Genomic DNA, 15,459 nt, shown 5'->3' with positions numbered 1-15,459 from the left:
TGGGCTTCATCACGCTGTTGGCAACGCAGTATGGACGTCGGCAAAAAAAAGCAAAAAACAAACCAGCGGTTGTCGATTTTTGAGCTCGAGGCACTGCGGGAAGCTTTCAGGCAGTCCGTTCGCGAGAATGACGTCGCGGAAGCGGAATGGGCGCAACACGCCGAGCTTTTCGTCAAAAGAGCGCTCCAAGAAGACGGCCGTCTTACACGAGTTTGAGCGCTCGGGCGCCTGAAGCAATTCCAGGAAGGTCTGAGCGGTTTTCAGCCTTGGAATTGCGGCACCGCGGCTTCCAACCGGTCGGACCATTGCGCCGGCGCGTAGGACCTCAGCAACAATTGCGGGCGCAGCGGGAAACCGACACTCTATCCCTGCGCCGGCTCCCCCCAAGGAAACCCAAAGGTCGGCGCTTCAGCCCGGCTTGCCAGTCAAAGAGCCGTACTCTTTTACCGCCAAGGCAAGCCGGGCTACCCCAACCGCCGGTCCGGCACTTTCCGCTCGTTTGTCGCATCGGTAGCAGCGTTGCGCGGTGCCGCCAGCCTGGCCCCACGGGTCATTGCAATGCGCAGAGGGTCATCCGCTTTCGCGGAACGAAAAGGGGAGTCGGCGCGTTTTCCGCCGCGATGTCGAGGACTCCTCACCATCACAAGGCCGAAAGCCCTTTTCAGGCTTCCGAGGCGGAGCGCCTGGCGCGTGCGCAAAAGAATGCCAGGCTGAAGGATCTTCGCACCCACGCTTCATGGCTCGTGCTCGATCCGCAGGCTCACTTCCAGGAGGTGATCGACTGTTCGGCATTGCTCGGCGACCTGCCGATCCGAAAGGTCGCCGGCGACGGTTAGGAATTCCGTGCCTTTCAGGCTTCAGGCGGGCTGTAGCCGGGCGGCGTCCTGTCGGGATATCTCGACCAGTCGCGCGATCGCCAATGGCGCCATCAGCGCAAAGAACGCCGTGACATCGAGGAGGATCGACCGCGCCAGATCGAACCCGCTGTGGTCGTAGCAAACTGCGAATTGCATCACGCCTGACCCTTTTTGACCCTGCACACTGCGCATGAGGTTTCGCGCGCGCCAAAAGCATGACCCTGATTTACAACAAATACAAGATGTCGCTAATCTAAAGATGGCCGCGCCAGGCCAATGCAATCGACCCGTCTGGTCGGGCCCCGAAGCATTCAGGCTGGCTTTGGCCAGAACAGCCAAGTGAGCGCCAGCGCCGCCAGCACCCAGAGCGCGATCATGAAGGCGAGCCCGGCCTTGCTCACCGGCTTCTCGCGTCTCACCGCTTCTTCGCGGAATTCCTGCATCAGATCGGCCGGGACCAGCTTGACCGCGAGCATGATGCCGACAGGCACGATCACCAAGTCGTCCAGGTAGCCGATGATGGGGATGAAGTCCGGGATAAGGTCGACGGGGCTCAGCGCATAGGCCGCAACCGCACCCGCTGTGGCTTTTGCATACCAGGGGACACGCGGATCGCGGGCCGCAATCCACAGCGCCATCACATCGCGCTTGATCCCTCGCGCCCATTGCTTTGCCGAGTCGAAAGCCGACATGCGCCTATTCTATAGCTGTGCGGGTCTTGAGGCCATTCAGCGATGGCCGGCTCGGCCCCTCAGGCGCAATCCTTCAGTTCGACAACCTCGACGCCGAGGCGGAAGGCCTGGCCATCGGCATAGGAGCGCGCATATTGCTCGGCTTCGAATGGAAAGATGAGCGTTGTGCCGTAGGCGGTGACGCGCACCGTCCACTTCTGGCCCCTGACGAGTTCAACGCCGTGAAGCTTCGCCGTAACCATCTCACCCTCCTCAGATCCGGCACTTCAGCGACATCGGCATAACGTCGCGAAAGTCATTTGAATACAAATAATCCGACTCAATCGTGTCGTTACAGTGTCGCTTCCGACATTGGGTCGTTTGCGTCCGTGAAATGGTTCACCGACAGCAGCGCTTTTTTTGCCGGCGGGCCGTGACTGGGCGGCAAGGCCCTGCTCGGAACCGCGAGGGCCCCAGGCGGATTAGAGTCCTGGTTCACAAGGAGACCGCCATGATCCGCAAGCTGAAATCCGGTGAATACCGGCTCTATTCGCGCAAAGTCGATCCCAGAACCGGCAAGCGCCGCAACCTGGGCACCTTCAAGTCCCGCGAAGCGGCAGAAAAGCACGAACGCGAGGTGCAGTATTTCAAGCGTCACTAAGGCAGTCCACCGCTTCACGGCGAGGAGGATCGCGCCTCTGCTACCGGTTTACCCGTGTGGTCTCGGCGGGGTGCGCGGGCGAGGGTGGCCGGGCACGTTCGAGCCGATATGGTCGAGGTCGCAACGCCTCGTCACCATTTCGACCGAGTTGGTGTCGACCGTCACGCGTCCCAGAACCTGCACGGTCGTGCGTCCGAGATCCTCGTCGACATGCACGACGTCGCCTTCGAGTCTGAGCTTGTCGCCTGGCTTGGCATTGGGCTCGGCCATCGAATAATTATGACCATCGCCGTCGAGCTTCAGCATCACGCGGTCCTTGATGCGCTCGATCACGGTGGCGATGACAGCCACCCGGTCGCCTATCTCCACTGCGGGCCGTGTCATTGCGGCCTCCTTTCGCGCGGTCTCTGGCCGCCGGAGCCGCCTGGCCCCACGATAGGTGGCGGCAGCCGCTAAAATAAACGGCAAACCAAGCATTTGGTTGCCCCGGGGGGCTGCCGCTCGCCGCAGCCGGTTGATCACATGAAATCGGGATTTCGCGGCAGAGACTGCCCCGCGGGCCGAGGACCTGCTGCGTCGGCGAGCATCTGCCAGCGGGCACGCTCGGCCGGGCGGCGAGTCCAGCCCTGCCGCGGGCTAGCCTCGAGAGTTCGAGGCGTATTGTCTGTTGGAAATATCCTACCCAGGGGGATAGGATGTTTGCCATGACGATACACAGCTCCCATCCCGATATCATCGCCCGACTCAAGCGAGCGCATGGCCATCTCGCTGCCGTGCTCACCATGTTCGAGCAGGGCCGGTCCTGCCTTGATCTCGCGCAACAGCTCCATGCCGTCGAAAGCGCGGTCGGCAATGCCAAGCGCGAGCTGATCCACGACCATATGGAGCATTGCCTTGTCGAAGGCGGCGAACCGACCAGGGACACGCTCAAAGAGCTGAAGCAGCTCACCAAATATCTGTGAGGCGGCGATGTGGGAAAAAGCGCTCGACTGGTTCGGCTTCGGTGCGCACGGACATCATGGCGGCCACGGCCACGACCATCATGGGCCGCATGGCCATACTCATGGCGTGATCGACGCGACTATCGCCACCACAGACCGCGGCATCTGGGCGATCAAGTGGTCGTTCGTGATTCTCGCGGTCACGGCCGCGCTGCAGATCGTCGTCGTGATGCTCTCGGGCAGCGTGGCCCTGCTTGCCGACACCATTCACAACGTCGCCGACGCGACCACCGCCATCCCGCTTTGGATCGCTTTTGTGCTCGTGCGCCGCAAACCGACCAGGACCTTCACCTACGGCCTCGGCCGGGTCGAGGATCTCGCTGGCATCATCATCGTGCTCATCATCCTGGCCAGCGCGCTGGTGGCCGGATACGAGGCGATCAATCGCCTGTTCAGCCCGCAGCCGGTGCATTTCCTTGGCTGGTTGGCCGTCGCCGGCATCATCGGTTTCCTCGGCAATGAAGCGGTGGCGGTTTTTCGCATCCGCGTCGGTCGCCAGATCAACAGCGCGGCGCTGGTTGCCGACGGCTATCACGCCCGCACCGACGGCCTCACCAGTCTTGCCGTCGTTGCCGGCGCGGCCGGCGTCTGGCTCGGTCTTCCGCTCGCCGATCCAATCATCGGCCTGCTCATCACCGTCGCCATCTTCGGTATCGTCTGGCAATCGGCGCGCTCGGTGCTGACCCGCATGCTGGACGGCGTCGAGCCCGGCCTCGTTGACCAGATTCACCATGCTGCCGACCATGTCGCCGGGATCGAGAAGGTAGCCGACGTCAAGGCCCGTTGGCTCGGCCACAAGCTGCATGTCGATGTTACGATCGCCGTCAATGACGGCCTGCTGCTTGCCGCCGCGAACAACATCGCCGCATCGCTCAAGGCCGAGCTCTTCGCGCACATCCCGGCGCTCGACGTCGCCACGGTGCACTTTGCCGAGTTGGAGACGGAGGCCGGCCACCATCATGCGCCGGATCCGTTCCTTGTCGACGGCAAGCTAGCCAGCGGGCTGCTCGAAATCGTCGACACGCCGCAGGGCGAGCGCATGCGGCTGCGCCTGTCGCGTCACGCCGAGGGCCTGCGGGCGAACGTCGCTATTGAAAGGGCGGACGGTGCGGTCGAAAGCCTGCCGCTGTCTCCGGTCGGCGGCGACCATCATTATCTGCAGAGCCTGGTCGCGCCGACCGAACCGCATGAATTCAGCGCCAGGCTGCAACTGGCGGCCGGTCCCGACACCGAGGATTTGCCCTTCGCCATGGCCGAACCGCAAGGTCACCATCACGAGCGCGCGCATGGATGATAGGGTGACGGCGCAGGCTTCGGAAAGGGCATGGCTGGTGGTGGGGATTCGATAAGCCGGATAAGAGACGATCATTGCCCGAGCTCAACGCGATCGGCCAGGCGACGCCGAAGGGAAAGCGGATGGCTGCTATTGTACTCTTTCACTCGGCGCTGGGCCTTCGGGCGGTGGAGCATCAAGCTGCTGAGCGCATGCGAAACACGGGGTACGATGTTGTGACGCCGGACCTCTACGCAGGGCTGACTGCGACATCGGTCGACGACGGGCTTGACTTGATGAGCCATGTTGGGTGGGAAACCATCTGCGACCGCGCCAGGGTGGCGCTCCTCCAGACTTCTCCAGACGCGGTGCTCGCTGGCCATTCCATGGGAGCTGGCGTGATCAGTGCCGTTTGGTCAGAACGAGTCGCTGCCGCCGGCATTGTGCTGCTGCATGGCCTTGCTGATATTCCCAGCAATGTTCGCCGACACGTCCCGGTCGCGGTCCACGTCGCCGACCCAGATGCATTTGCTCAGCCAGAACAAGTTGCCGACTGGTCGGCGTCGGCGAAGCGCTGCCACGTCAGGGCAGAAATTTTCACCTATCCGGGGATCGGCCATTTCTACACCGATCAAGCGCTGCCGGATTACGATGCGTCCGCAGCCGAGCTGACATGGTTGCGCGTTCAGGCTTTCCTGAAAACGATCGCACGCAAGACCGGGAGCGGTTCGGTGATTCCGTGAAACGCTGAACCGTTCTAAGCAGCGCCGGCTCGCGGAGCGGGTGAACGGAAAATCGACCATGCGGCGGCGCCGAACGCCGCCACCATGGCGAGGATCACCGCAAGGCTCGGCAAGTGGAAGAAGATGTCGCGCCATCTGGGCTCGACGACCGCGCCGGTGCTGAAGGCCTCGCCGCTATACTGGCACAGGATCCACGACGCGCCGCTACGCACCATCTCGGCATCGATGTCCGAGATCAGCGCCTTCGCCTCGCGCCCGGCCGCGGGCATCATCGCCATATGGGCGAGCAGCGCCTTGGCGGTGGCGAGATAGGCGTGGCTGCATTCGTTGAACGGGCTTTCCTCGTCGCCGAGGCTGCCCGGCATCAGGCCCCAGAGGCAATAGGTGAATTGCAGATTGCCGTGATTGTAGAGGCGGCGGAAGGTCGGGTCGGTCGCGGTCTGGCGCTGGGCGAGGTCGAGGATCTCGCCGCGATAGCGCGCGATGACGGCCATCTGGCCGTGGGTCAGGCTGGGGATCTGGATGCCGGGAGGAGGCGGGGCCGAGGATCCGCCATGCGCTTGCGCGGATGTGGCGGCCAGAAATGCGAGCAGCGCCGCAACCGAGCAATTCCAGGAAAAGTGTGCGGCGGTTTTCCGTCCGGAATTGCGAGAAAACGAAAGGCCAAAGTGGCTCTGCGGTCGTACAGACCGTTGAGCCGCTTTGGCCGCCAGGGCGCAGAACCGTGGCGGCCAACGCATCGGATTTCAGGCGTAGCGGCGTGCCGGGCTGCGCTGGTCGCGCACCGCGACCACGCGTTCGGCAACCGCGCCGAAGCCGAGCCCGACGACGGTCCACAGCACCAGCTGGATGCCGAGCGAGGCGACGCGGAATTGCCACAGCACCGTCGCCGAGAAGTTCTCCGGCACCTCGTTGATGTCGGGCAGCGCCGCCTTCACCAAAGCGAAGACGACGAGGAAGGCGAGGCCCGCGACGATCGAGGCGTTCCAGGCGCCGAGCCGCTTCCACAGCCGCTGCGCCAGGCCGACCGCCGCCACCATCGCCGCGATCGAGACGACAATCATGATGAAGAACAACTCGGTGCGGTAGCCGATGGTCTCGGCGTTGCCGACCGCGGGCGGGTTGGCCGGATATTTGAGGCCGGGCACCACGATCACGGCCAGGAAGCCGAGCAACGCCAGCAGCGCCGAGGTGCCGCGCGGTCCGAGCGAGCCTAGCCGGCCATAGGCGTAGGCGAAGACCAGCGAGAACAGCCCGCCAAGCGCGGCGCCATAGATCAGCACGCCGGTCGCCAGGCCGATGCCGGCCTGCGTGGCGCGGCTGACCATCTCGGGCTCCGGCGCCTCGCCGGCGGCCTGGGCCTGCTGTTCCTCGAAGGCGATCGCCTTGTCGACCTGCGGCTCGCCATAGACGCGGGCGAAGGCGAACGCCAAAATCCCGGCGACCAGCCCGACAACCATGCCGCGCAGCAAAAGTTTTCCAACCATGTCACCAATCCCTCCAAGCAATTCCAGGAAAAGTGCGTAGCGGTTTTCCGTCCGGAATTGCGTTAAGCCAACCAAGCAATTCCAGGAAAAGTGCGCAGCGGTTTTCCGTCCGGAATTGCGTTGGATCAGAATCGAAAGCGGGTTCAGCGATGCCGAACCGCTTTAGTGGCAGGGGAAGCCGAGCAGGTGGCGGCCGTCATGCACGAATTCGTGCACATAGGTGCCGCGGATCAGCGAGGTGGCGCCTTCTTCCGCGCCGACGAAATAGATCGCCAGCATCAAAAGCAGCCCGCCGAGGATGGCCCAGGGCAGAAGCTCGCGGACCGGAATCGCAACCGGGCCGTAGCTGGGGGCGAAGGTGGTGTCGGACATATTGACCTCCCTTGGGATACTGCGTCCCGTTGATCGAGTGCTGCGGAATAAGGCCTGACTTTCGGCTGGTGCCGATCACAGTGGCGCGACCGTGCCGGACTCGCACCGGCTTCCAATCCCGTATAGCATTAAGACACTTGTCAGTACTTCGTTCGCCTGTCAACGACATGTAATGGCGGCACGGCTTCGTGAGGCCTGTTTTTCGCTGTGCCACGGAGTTTTTCATGCTTGTCCGCCTGACGATGATCGCAAGCGGAGCGACGCCCGGGATGCGCAAGGGCCGCTTTCCGAATGATGAGCCGCCGGAGCCGCGCGCCCTCGATCGCGCCGGCGCGCTGGCCGCTTCGCTGCGTCGCGCCGACCGTATCTGGACAAGCCCGGCGCTGGCCGCGCGGCGGACGGCGGAGGCGCTCGGCCTTGACGCGACGGTCGAGCCGCTGCTTGCCGAGCAGGATTTCGCGCGCTGGGCCGGCAAAGGTTTCGAAGAGGTGCAGGCCGAGGATCCCGAAGGTATGGCGGCCTGGTTCGCCGGTACAGACGCGGCGCCCCATGGCGGTGAATCGCTCGCCGACGTCGCCCGGCGGGGTGCTGCGCTGATGGAGCGGCTGGCCGGCGAAAGCGGTCACACCGTCGCGGTGACGCATGCCATGCCGATCCGCGCCGCCATGGCGCATGTGCTCGGCGCGCCGCTTTCCTCGGTCTGGAAGATCGACATCGAGCCGCTGTCGCTCACCGAGTTCCGCAGCGACGGCCGCCGCTGGGTGCTGCGCGCGAGCGGCGTGGTCGCCGGCCGAACAGTCGGGGACTATTAGCCCCCGCGCGCGAACGGCACGATACGCAGCCAGCAGACGGTCAGGGAAACGGTCGACGCGACGGTGAGGCGGCGCCGATCCGGAGGCTAAAAGTCCGGTTTAACATCGGGTAATTTTATATCGGACTGATAGAACCAGCGTCTCGTCCACTCAAAGGGCCCCTCACAAATTGCCTTTAGCGGTCTATAATTCGGTGATTCAACCCAAATGTTACAGCGATACCACTGCCCGTCGCTTTTGAGCGTCTTGTCAAATTGAAAAACAATTGTCTGGACTCTGCCTGTCGTGGCGTTGTAGAGGCGATGACAATTACTGTTAATCAGTGACCCATCTTCGTTTTTCGGCACGGCTTGCTTCGGGGGGATCCTCTTTGCGATCCACCGTCCGTAGGGTTTGTCTCGTGAATACTCCATGTCGGCGGTGTAGATCAGTTCCCGATGAACAAACTGGGCATGGTCACCAAATCTATGGAACCGGGATGTCATCTGAATAAGCGGAAGCTTAATGATCCGCTCATTCGCTTCCTGGAGGGGCGTGCATTCAGCATTCTGTTCTTCTGGACGTAAATTAGACCCTTGGGAGGCCACACATGTCACGGGAGGGCAGATCAGGCAGGCGGAAAGAACGGCAACACCAAAGATTCTGCTCATCACGTTCTACCGGTAGAGGTGTGGGTATCTGGCCTTCTCAGCCTGGCAATTGCTCCCTCTCTGAGCCGCTATAGCAAATGCTCTTTCATAGGTACGTATAGCCTTCTTGAACTTAGAGGACTTGGGCGTCAGGTGTTTGTCTATCCCATCGTACAAGAGGACAGGAACAGCTATCATAGCTTTTCCATCTTCATTTAGCCTCAGCGCCGGGCATTTTTTCATTACACCGACGAGGTTGCCGGCGATTGTAGCGGCCAAATTTAACTTGGTGTCGGGCAGTCCTGCCAGATACTCGATATTTGAGTTCGCGGCCCAAGCAGCCGAACACGCGAACGAAATTTCTACGAATGTCGCGAAAGCGAACCTAAGTTTCATTATCTCCACCCCCAGCTTTAATGAGCGAAGCACGTTTGAGCTCGTATTATTAGCCGAAGACAAGCCATCGGGTTCCATATCCACAAGCGGGTTAGATTTTCGCGTCGCGCCCCCGATCATTGCCCCAATCGATAGATTGGAGCAGCTATGCTGCGCTGGTGCGCTCGTTCAACTCCGTCATGGTAACAACGAGCGCATCCAACAAGGCAACCGACGCTGCTTCGGGAAAGCTACAACAGCCGTCAGGCCCGACTGGCCTGGTCGTTTCAGCAATCGCTAACGGAACGGAAACGCCTCGCTGCTATCGTGCTGCCCCATGGCAAGGAGGACCTTGCCTGAGGAGCCCGCCGGATATGGCCAATTTTCCCGAGATCGAACGCCGTCTTCATGCGCGCGAATTCGTGCTCAAGGAAGCCACGATCATCGCCGCCGGCGTCAGGATCGGCTGCTCGGTCAGAAATCAGCACGAGCAGGGCGCGGAATTGCGCGTCGGTGCCAATGTGGAGATTCCGGACCGCTTTCTGCTCGAGGTCCCGGCCGACGATACGGCCTATCGCGCTTTGGTGCGGTGGCGGCGCAACGACCGCGTCGGCGTGGCGCTCTACAGCAACGCGCCGAAGGACTGATGCTCAAAGGTAGCGGCGCACGCTCGCCCTGTAGGCGCGGTAGGGTTCGCCGAACTTGCGTTCCAGATAGGCCTCCTCACGCAGCACCACGCCGTAATGCAGGATGGGCAAGCTCGCGATGGTCGCGATGACGGCCCACCAGCTGTCAAAGAGCAGCCCGATTCCGAGAAGTAGTCCCATCAAGCCGACATAGAGCGGGTTGCGGGTGAAGCCGAACGGGCCGCCGGTGATGATCGCGGTGGTCGGCAGCGTCGGGTTCACATTGGTGCCGCCGCGCAACATGGTCGAGCGTCCCCAAGCGATGATCGCAACCGCCAGTACTGCCAGCACTACGCCGAGCACGATGGTCAGCGGGCGGCCGCCGATCGCCAGCGGCCAGACATAGCGCAGCGCCAGCATCGCGATCAGCGCCACGAGAAAGAGCAGCGGCGGAAACACCGCCACGCCCGGATTGTCCGCTTTGTCATCCATAGCCATTTTCATCGACCGGGCGCCATTGCCGCCACTATGCACGGACGCGCATCGTCCAGCAATTCGTGACTTGATCCTGCCTAGGCGATGTGCAGCCCGGCATATCGGGAACACAACCGTGGCGCGCGCGTTCACTATCGCCGATCGACAGGGATTGCGCGGATGAGCAAGACAGCCGTTTGGGTGGCGCTGATCGCCATCGTTCTCGTGGGCCTCTATTTGTTGCAGGCCAATGGCATGATCCGGTTCTGATCAGGGCGGCGCGTCACCATTAGCGGGCTCAACAGCAGCGACTCCCTCCGCACCCGCTCGCTGCCTTCTGTTCTTCCAGCCAGCGGTCGCGCGGCTTGCAGCTTGACGGCCGTGGCGACAGCTCGACCTCAACCGTCCCGCCAACAAGGCTCGGCTGGGCTGCCCGGTGCAATTCCATCGGGCGAACGCCGTCGCTGACCTCGAAGGTCAGCTTCGCCGCCTGATCGAGAGAGACATGGTCCGAAACCTTGCGGATGATCGCGGCGAATTTGCCGGCTGGCATATGGACCGGTCCGCCTTCGTCCACGTCCCACAGCTGGACGAATATCTCCGACCATGATTCCGGATTTGCTTCGCAATCCAGCGCCGCGAACTGTCCAGCCTTCACCTCGGTGACATGGTAGCCAGGCTTTACCGGCCGCCCGCCGTAGCGGAAAACCAACGGCTTGTCCTTGTAATCGGCCAGCGCCGCCAGCAGATCGCCGATGGTCAGGTCGGAGGGGTCTATAGGAGCGATGTTTTTCCGATTGTCAGAAGAGAGCATGTCGGCTATTCCTCATTTCAATATTTCAAGGATTATTGAAACGTGGATGAACGTCAAGCCCTGACCGCCTTTGGCGCGCTGTCGCAGGAAACACGGCTGCGCCTGCTGCGGCTGCTGGTCGTTGCCGGCCCGGAAGGCATTGCCGCCGGCTCGCTCGCCGAGCAGGTCGAGGTCTCGCCGTCCAATGTCAGCTTCCACCTCAAGGAACTTGAGCGCGCCGGTCTCGTGACCGCGCGGCGTGATGCCCGCTCGATCGTCTACAGCGCCGAGTTCGACGCGCTGTCCGGATTGATCCGCTTCCTGATGGAGGACTGCTGCTCGGGCCGGCCGGAAATCTGCGCGCCGGCGCTTGCGGCATCTTGCTGCCAGCCGGGCGAGGAGAGCCGGCAATGACCGTCACGCCCGCTACCCAACTCCCCATTGTCCAATCCAGGGTCGACCGATGAACACTTTCGATCTGCCGCGCCGGTTCGCGGCTGAAGCCCTCGGCACCGGTCTGCTGGTGGCGACCGTCGTTGGCTCCGGCATCATGGCCGAGACGCTGACGCATGACACCGCGCTGGCGCTGCTTGGCAACACGCTAGCAACCGGCGCCATGCTGGTGGTGTTGGTCACCGTGCTCGGGCCGATCTCCGGCGCGCATCTCAATCCGGCCGTTTCGCTGGTGTTTTGTCTCAACCGGTCGCTGCCTGCTCGCGATCTCCCTGCCTATCTGTTCGCGCAGGTCGTCGGCGGAATTGCCGGCACGATCGCCGCGCATCTCATGTTCGCTTTGCCGGTACTGGAGGTCGCGACGAAACTGCGTGCCGGGCCGGCGCAATGGTTCTCGGAAGTGGTCGCGACATTCGGCCTTGTCGCCGTCATTCTCGCTGGCCTCCGCTTCGAGCGGCGGGCCGTGCCGTGGCTGGTCGGGCTCTATATCACAGCGGCCTATTGGTTCACGGCATCCACTTCCTTCGCTAATCCTGCCGTCGCCGTGGCGCGCTCACTCACCAACACTTTTTCCGGCATCAGGCCGCTCGATCTGCCCGGCTTCGTCGTCGCCGAATTGCTCGGTGCCCTGATCGCGCTCGCGTTGATGGGCTGGCTGCTGCGGCCCGCGGCCACTCCACAACCCTTGAAAGCAGAGCCATGACGGTCACGATCTATCACAACCCCGACTGCGGCACCTCCCGCAACACGCTCGCCATGATCCGCGCCAGCGGCGAAGACCCTGTCGTGATCGAATACCTCAAGACGCCGCCGGGCCGCGAAAGGCTGCTCGAACTGATCGCCGCGATGGGGATTTCTGCGCGCGAGTTGTTGCGGGAGAAGGGCACGCCTTACGCCGAACTCGGCCTCGCCGATCCAAAATGGAGCGACGATGAGCTGATCGATTTCATGCTCGCCCATCCGATCCTCATCAACCGGCCGATCGTCGAGACGCCGAAAGGGACAAAACTGTGCCGGCCGTCGGAAGCTGTGCTGCCGCTGCTCGACAATCCGGTGCGGGAGTTCGTCAAGGAGGATGGCGAGAAGGTCGCCTATCCGCCAGGGCAAGCCTGATTGGAAGCCACCGCGCCCATCGCACACAACCGCCGCGTCCTCGTTACGGCTCTTGGCATCACGCAGATTCTCGCCTGGGGATCATCCTACTACCTGCCCGCGGTGCTTGCCGCGCCGATTGCTAGAGATACCGGTTGGTCGTTCGCCTCGGTCGTTGCCGGGCTATCCTGCGGGCTCCTGCTTGCCGGGCTGGTGTCCCCCGTCACCGGGCGGCTGATCCAGCGCCACGGTGGGCGGCCGGTGCTTGCCGCCAGCTCGTTGCTGCTGGCTGCTGCGCATTCGCTGTTGGCGACGGCGACCGACTATCCTCTTTATCTGGCTGCATGGCTGCTCATGGGCTTGGGCATGTCGAGCGGCCTCTACGATGCCGGCTTCGCCACACTCGGCCGCCTCTATGGACAGAGCGCGCGCGGCGCCATCACCAACCTGACGTTTTTCGGCGGCTTTGCCAGCACCATTTGCTGGCCGATCAGCGCCTTCCTTGTCGAGCATGGCGGCTGGCGCACCGCCTGCCTTGCCTATGCCGCGATCCATTTGGCAATCTGCTTGCCGCTCCATCTGTGGATAATACCGTCGCCTCCGGCCGCCGCGCCTGTGCCGGTCAAAGACAGGTCGAAAGAGGCATCGGCCACCGGCAGAGCGCGGGCGCGCTTCATTCTGCTGGCCTCCATTCAGACCTTGGCCGCACTGGTCGCGTCCATGCTCTCCGTCCATCTGCTGACGCTGCTGCAATTGCGCGGCGCGAGCCTGGCAGCCGCCGTCGGACTTGGCGCGCTGGTCGGCCCTTCACAAGTCGGCGCTAGGGTGGCGGAGCTGCTGATCGGCCGCAACCGGCACCATCCGATCTGGACGATGCTGACATCCGTAACGCTGCTTGCCGCCGGAATCTGGCTGCTGCTGACGAGCCAGACTTTTGTTGCTCTCGCCTTGATCCTTTATGGCGCGGGTAACGGCATCCATACGATCGCGCGCGGCGCGCTGCCGCTGGTGCTGTTCGACCCGCAGCAATACGCGGTGCTGATGGGCAAGCTCGCGACGCCCAGCCTCATCGTCCAGGCGGCGGCTCCGTCCGTTGGAGCGGTGCTTCTTGGCACGGGCGGCGCCAATCTTGTCCTGGCCACGCTGGCGCTCGCGGCAACGCTCAACGCGGGGCTGTGTATTTGCCTGCTTGCGAGCATGCGCCGCTGATCCTTGAAGCGGTTCATCGACCCCACGAAATCGCCGACCTGTCCCGGGCTTTCTCGCCGCTCCAGAGGGAACCCGCTACACATTTTTGACGCGACGGCAATTCGCGTGACGCTCGTCAGGCGACAAACGAATACCGCGCCGCGCAAAAAAACCCGACCCGGCAATTGCCGGGCCGGATTCTCTGGATTGATTCACAGTCGCGAAGCGTCCCTGTTCAGTCGCGATGCCCCGGCATTGCTTTCAGCTGGTCCTTCGTCCAACTCGTGACGGCATGCACGTCGCCGTCCTCGTCGCGCATGAAATCGAGCTGGCTGGCAGTGACAGCCACCGGCTTGGCGCCGATGCCGAGAAAGCCGCCGACATCGATGACGACCTGGCTGCCGTGCAGGTGGTCGACCGAGCCGATCTTCTCGTCATCCGGGCCGTAGATGGTGGCGCCTTCGAGGATGTCGGGCGTCAGCTCGGCACTGGTCAGTCTTACGTGGCTGGTGTGGTCCATGGCGCATCTCCTGTGGTTGTACAGGGATGAACCTCTGATCGGGGCGAGGGTTCCGCCGACGGAGCGAAAAGCGAGCGCTGCTCAGCGAAGCGCTGCCCAGCCCGTCACGAGGACGAGGACAAGCGTGACCAGCGCTCCGGAGACATAAAGGATCGTCCTGACGCTGCCGCCCTTGGCGGCGTTGCCGCCGCGCAGGTAGATGATCATGTGGACGAAACGTATCGCCAAGTGAACCCAGACGAGCACGGCGAGCGTCACCGGCTCGACGCCAACCATCATCGCCAGCAACACGGGCACGACGAAGGGCCCGAGCGCCTCGACCGAGTTCATGTGGACGCGATCGATGCGGTAAAGACAGTTGTCGTCGTCCGCCGGGATCACCGGCCCTGAAAGCTTGCCTGCAAAACCCTTGGACGAGCCTGAGTAGATCGCCAGCGCGACCGAGAGGAGGCAGAGCGCAAGCACGCCGAGGGTGCTCAACCAATAGGCTTCCATTGCTTCCAGTGCTCCTCCGATCGCCACCGTGGGGGCCATGCCCCAAGGAGGTGCTGTCAGGCTGCCCGGGAAAAAAGCGCCTGGAACCGCTGCAGGTAGAGCGGCCAACCCTGATCGCCGTCGACCCCGCTGCGTACGCCTTCCCAGCCTTGGCCATGCCGTTCGATATGGCGGTGCTCGATCTCGACCCGGGTCCGGTTTTCCGCCTCGGCCGTGAAGCGGACCTCCCACTCGCTCGTCCTGGCGAGGTCGGTTTCGATCTGCCAGCGCGGGCTGATGTCCCAGCTCAGAAGCAGCCGGTCGGGCGGATCGTAGGCCAGCACGCGGGCGAAGCGGCACTCTGAGCCGTCGACCCCGCGGTCGTAGACGTGGCCGCCGACGCGCGGCTCGAAGATCGTTTCCGCGATCGGCACGGCAAGCAGATTGTGCTCGCGCGGCTTGAAGCTGCCGAAATCCTCGGTGAACACCTTGAAGGCGCGCGCGATCGGCGCCTCGACGACGACGGAATGCCTTACGGGAGCAGGTGCCGGTTGCTTGATCATGTCTCGTCCTTTGTCGGTCGCTCGACGGCCAGCTTGTAGGCCGCGAGCGTCTTCACCCAGAACTGGTCGATCTCCGCGCGAAACGCCGCGAGCCCATCCGGATCGATCCGGTAAATGCGCTCCTTGCCGGAGCGCGTATCAGCCACCAGCCCAGCATCCTTGAGCACCTTCAGATGCTGCGAGACGGCCGGCCGCGTCACGGGCAGCGCATTGGCGAGCCCGCTGACCGAACTGGGTCGGTCGACCAGCAGTTCGAAGATCGTGCGTCGTGTCGGATCGCCGAGCGCAGTCCAGTATTTCGCGTTAGTAGCCACTAACGCGAAATTAGGGCGAGGCGCTTGCCCTGTCAACCCGGGTGGAGAGTGCCACCTGTGGCCGGTCCGATTGGCTGGCCA

The 15,459-nt window shown here is 63.0% G+C and carries 26 protein-coding genes and 1 riboswitch; of the genes, 12 read left to right on the top strand and 14 right to left on the bottom strand.

Annotation, left to right across the window (positions count from 1 at the left end):
- The first annotated feature begins 30 nt into the window (after positions 1 to 30).
- On the top strand, positions 31 to 216 hold the full coding sequence (locus LB525_RS06035) for a hypothetical protein (protein ID WP_224543959.1): 186 nt from the start codon (positions 31 to 33) through the stop codon (positions 214 to 216).
- A 404-nt stretch (positions 217 to 620) separates the two neighbouring features.
- Complete coding sequence (locus LB525_RS06030; RefSeq protein WP_224543958.1) at positions 621 to 836, top strand: hypothetical protein; 216 nt, start codon at positions 621 to 623, stop codon at positions 834 to 836.
- 21 nt (positions 837 to 857) lie between these two features.
- Here the strand turns inward: LB525_RS06030 and LB525_RS06025 are convergent, their stop codons facing one another.
- The 3 genes from LB525_RS06025 to LB525_RS06015 form a co-directional block, all read right to left on the bottom strand.
- On the bottom strand, positions 858 to 1,013 hold the full coding sequence (locus LB525_RS06025) for a hypothetical protein (protein ID WP_224543957.1): 156 nt from the start codon (positions 1,011 to 1,013) through the stop codon (positions 858 to 860).
- 155 nt (positions 1,014 to 1,168) lie between these two features.
- Positions 1,169 to 1,549, bottom strand: a complete 381-nt coding sequence (locus tag LB525_RS06020) for a YkvA family protein (protein ID WP_224543956.1) — start codon at positions 1,547 to 1,549, stop codon at positions 1,169 to 1,171.
- Between the two features lie 59 nt (positions 1,550 to 1,608).
- Positions 1,609 to 1,791: a hypothetical protein gene (locus LB525_RS06015; RefSeq protein WP_036258067.1), complete on the bottom strand. Its 183-nt coding sequence runs from the start codon at positions 1,789 to 1,791 to the stop codon at positions 1,609 to 1,611.
- A 248-nt stretch (positions 1,792 to 2,039) separates the two neighbouring features.
- On the opposite strand from LB525_RS06015, the gene LB525_RS06010 reads away from it, so the two are divergent.
- Entirely contained in the window at positions 2,040 to 2,189 is a 150-nt protein-coding gene (locus LB525_RS06010) for a hypothetical protein (protein ID WP_095770090.1), read from the top strand.
- Positions 2,190 to 2,237: 48 nt separating this feature from the next.
- Here the strand turns inward: LB525_RS06010 and LB525_RS06005 are convergent, their stop codons facing one another.
- Positions 2,238 to 2,573, bottom strand: coding sequence for a hypothetical protein (locus LB525_RS06005; protein WP_140846805.1), 336 nt, complete (start codon positions 2,571 to 2,573; stop codon positions 2,238 to 2,240).
- Positions 2,574 to 2,884: 311 nt separating this feature from the next.
- Here LB525_RS06005 and LB525_RS06000 point away from each other — a divergent pair, with 311 nt between their 5' ends.
- From LB525_RS06000 to LB525_RS05990, 3 genes are all read left to right on the top strand, one after another.
- Positions 2,885 to 3,151 carry a metal-sensing transcriptional repressor gene (locus LB525_RS06000; protein ID WP_318012314.1) on the top strand — a complete coding sequence of 89 codons (267 nt, stop codon included), beginning with the start codon at positions 2,885 to 2,887 and terminating at the stop codon, positions 3,149 to 3,151.
- Between the two features lie 7 nt (positions 3,152 to 3,158).
- Entirely contained in the window at positions 3,159 to 4,484 is a 1,326-nt protein-coding gene (locus tag LB525_RS05995; RefSeq protein ID WP_224543955.1) for a cation diffusion facilitator family transporter, read from the top strand.
- Positions 4,485 to 4,558: 74 nt separating this feature from the next.
- Positions 4,559 to 5,206, top strand: a complete 648-nt coding sequence (locus tag LB525_RS05990; RefSeq protein WP_224543954.1) for a dienelactone hydrolase family protein — start codon at positions 4,559 to 4,561, stop codon at positions 5,204 to 5,206.
- Positions 5,207 to 5,220: 14 nt separating this feature from the next.
- On the opposite strand, the gene LB525_RS05985 is transcribed toward LB525_RS05990, so the two are convergent.
- From LB525_RS05985 to LB525_RS05975, 3 genes are all read right to left on the bottom strand, one after another.
- The gene (locus tag LB525_RS05985) at positions 5,221 to 5,700 is read right to left on the bottom strand and encodes a hypothetical protein (protein WP_224543952.1); all 480 of its coding nucleotides are present in this window, start codon (positions 5,698 to 5,700) and stop codon (positions 5,221 to 5,223) included.
- A gap of 252 nt (positions 5,701 to 5,952) precedes the next feature.
- Complete coding sequence (locus LB525_RS05980) at positions 5,953 to 6,693, bottom strand: CbtA family protein (RefSeq protein ID WP_224543950.1); 741 nt, start codon at positions 6,691 to 6,693, stop codon at positions 5,953 to 5,955.
- A gap of 162 nt (positions 6,694 to 6,855) precedes the next feature.
- Complete coding sequence (locus tag LB525_RS05975) at positions 6,856 to 7,065, bottom strand: CbtB domain-containing protein (RefSeq protein WP_095770085.1); 210 nt, start codon at positions 7,063 to 7,065, stop codon at positions 6,856 to 6,858.
- Positions 7,057 to 7,206, bottom strand: a riboswitch (adenosylcobalamin (AdoCbl) riboswitch). It overlaps the preceding gene by 9 nt.
- Before the next feature lie 83 nt (positions 7,207 to 7,289).
- On the opposite strand from LB525_RS05975, the gene LB525_RS05970 reads away from it, so the two are divergent.
- Positions 7,290 to 7,877, top strand: coding sequence for a histidine phosphatase family protein (locus LB525_RS05970; protein WP_224543948.1), 588 nt, complete (start codon positions 7,290 to 7,292; stop codon positions 7,875 to 7,877).
- A gap of 656 nt (positions 7,878 to 8,533) precedes the next feature.
- On the opposite strand, the gene LB525_RS05965 is transcribed toward LB525_RS05970, so the two are convergent.
- Positions 8,534 to 8,902: a hypothetical protein gene (locus tag LB525_RS05965; protein WP_224543946.1), complete on the bottom strand. Its 369-nt coding sequence runs from the start codon at positions 8,900 to 8,902 to the stop codon at positions 8,534 to 8,536.
- A gap of 353 nt (positions 8,903 to 9,255) precedes the next feature.
- On the opposite strand from LB525_RS05965, the gene LB525_RS05960 reads away from it, so the two are divergent.
- Entirely contained in the window at positions 9,256 to 9,528 is a 273-nt protein-coding gene (locus LB525_RS05960; protein ID WP_140846743.1) for a PilZ domain-containing protein, read from the top strand.
- 3 nt (positions 9,529 to 9,531) lie between these two features.
- On the opposite strand, the gene LB525_RS05955 is transcribed toward LB525_RS05960, so the two are convergent.
- A complete protein-coding gene (locus tag LB525_RS05955; RefSeq protein ID WP_224543944.1) occupies positions 9,532 to 9,999 on the bottom strand; it encodes a methyltransferase family protein in 468 nt (155 codons plus the stop codon).
- A gap of 280 nt (positions 10,000 to 10,279) precedes the next feature.
- Positions 10,280 to 10,795, bottom strand: coding sequence for a DUF6428 family protein (locus tag LB525_RS05950; RefSeq protein WP_224543942.1), 516 nt, complete (start codon positions 10,793 to 10,795; stop codon positions 10,280 to 10,282).
- Positions 10,796 to 10,837: 42 nt separating this feature from the next.
- On the opposite strand from LB525_RS05950, the gene LB525_RS05945 reads away from it, so the two are divergent.
- The 4 genes from LB525_RS05945 to LB525_RS05930 are packed head-to-tail and all read left to right on the top strand — an operon-like array spanning position 10,838 to position 13,528.
- Positions 10,838 to 11,188: an ArsR/SmtB family transcription factor gene (locus LB525_RS05945; protein ID WP_095770080.1), complete on the top strand. Its 351-nt coding sequence runs from the start codon at positions 10,838 to 10,840 to the stop codon at positions 11,186 to 11,188.
- Between the two features lie 49 nt (positions 11,189 to 11,237).
- Positions 11,238 to 11,930 (top strand): aquaporin, encoded by a 693-nt coding sequence (locus LB525_RS05940; RefSeq protein ID WP_224543940.1) that lies wholly within the window; start codon positions 11,238 to 11,240, stop codon positions 11,928 to 11,930.
- Positions 11,927 to 12,340, top strand: coding sequence for an arsenate reductase (glutaredoxin) (arsC, locus tag LB525_RS05935; RefSeq protein WP_140544977.1), 414 nt, complete (start codon positions 11,927 to 11,929; stop codon positions 12,338 to 12,340). Before LB525_RS05940 ends, arsC begins: the two co-directional genes overlap by 4 nt.
- Complete coding sequence (locus LB525_RS05930; protein ID WP_224543938.1) at positions 12,341 to 13,528, top strand: MFS transporter; 1,188 nt, start codon at positions 12,341 to 12,343, stop codon at positions 13,526 to 13,528. It begins immediately after the preceding gene.
- Positions 13,529 to 13,742: 214 nt separating this feature from the next.
- Here the strand turns inward: LB525_RS05930 and LB525_RS05925 are convergent, their stop codons facing one another.
- The 4 genes from LB525_RS05925 to LB525_RS05910 all read right to left on the bottom strand — a co-directional run bounded on the left by LB525_RS05925 (position 13,743) and on the right by LB525_RS05910 (position 15,378).
- Entirely contained in the window at positions 13,743 to 14,027 is a 285-nt protein-coding gene (locus LB525_RS05925; protein WP_224543937.1) for a PRC-barrel domain containing protein, read from the bottom strand.
- 81 nt (positions 14,028 to 14,108) lie between these two features.
- A complete protein-coding gene (locus LB525_RS05920) occupies positions 14,109 to 14,507 on the bottom strand; it encodes an MAPEG family protein (RefSeq protein WP_224543935.1) in 399 nt (132 codons plus the stop codon).
- Between the two features lie 71 nt (positions 14,508 to 14,578).
- Positions 14,579 to 15,064 (bottom strand): SRPBCC family protein, encoded by a 486-nt coding sequence (locus tag LB525_RS05915; RefSeq protein ID WP_140847962.1) that lies wholly within the window; start codon positions 15,062 to 15,064, stop codon positions 14,579 to 14,581.
- Positions 15,061 to 15,378: an ArsR/SmtB family transcription factor gene (locus tag LB525_RS05910; protein ID WP_224543934.1), complete on the bottom strand. Its 318-nt coding sequence runs from the start codon at positions 15,376 to 15,378 to the stop codon at positions 15,061 to 15,063. Before LB525_RS05910 ends, LB525_RS05915 begins: the two co-directional genes overlap by 4 nt.
- Between the last annotated feature and the right edge of the window lie 81 nt (positions 15,379 to 15,459).

Source organism: Mesorhizobium sp. CA16 (assembly GCF_020165175.1).
GTDB lineage: Bacteria > Pseudomonadota > Alphaproteobacteria > Rhizobiales > Rhizobiaceae > Mesorhizobium.
This window is presented reverse-complemented; position numbering and strand designations above follow the sequence as displayed.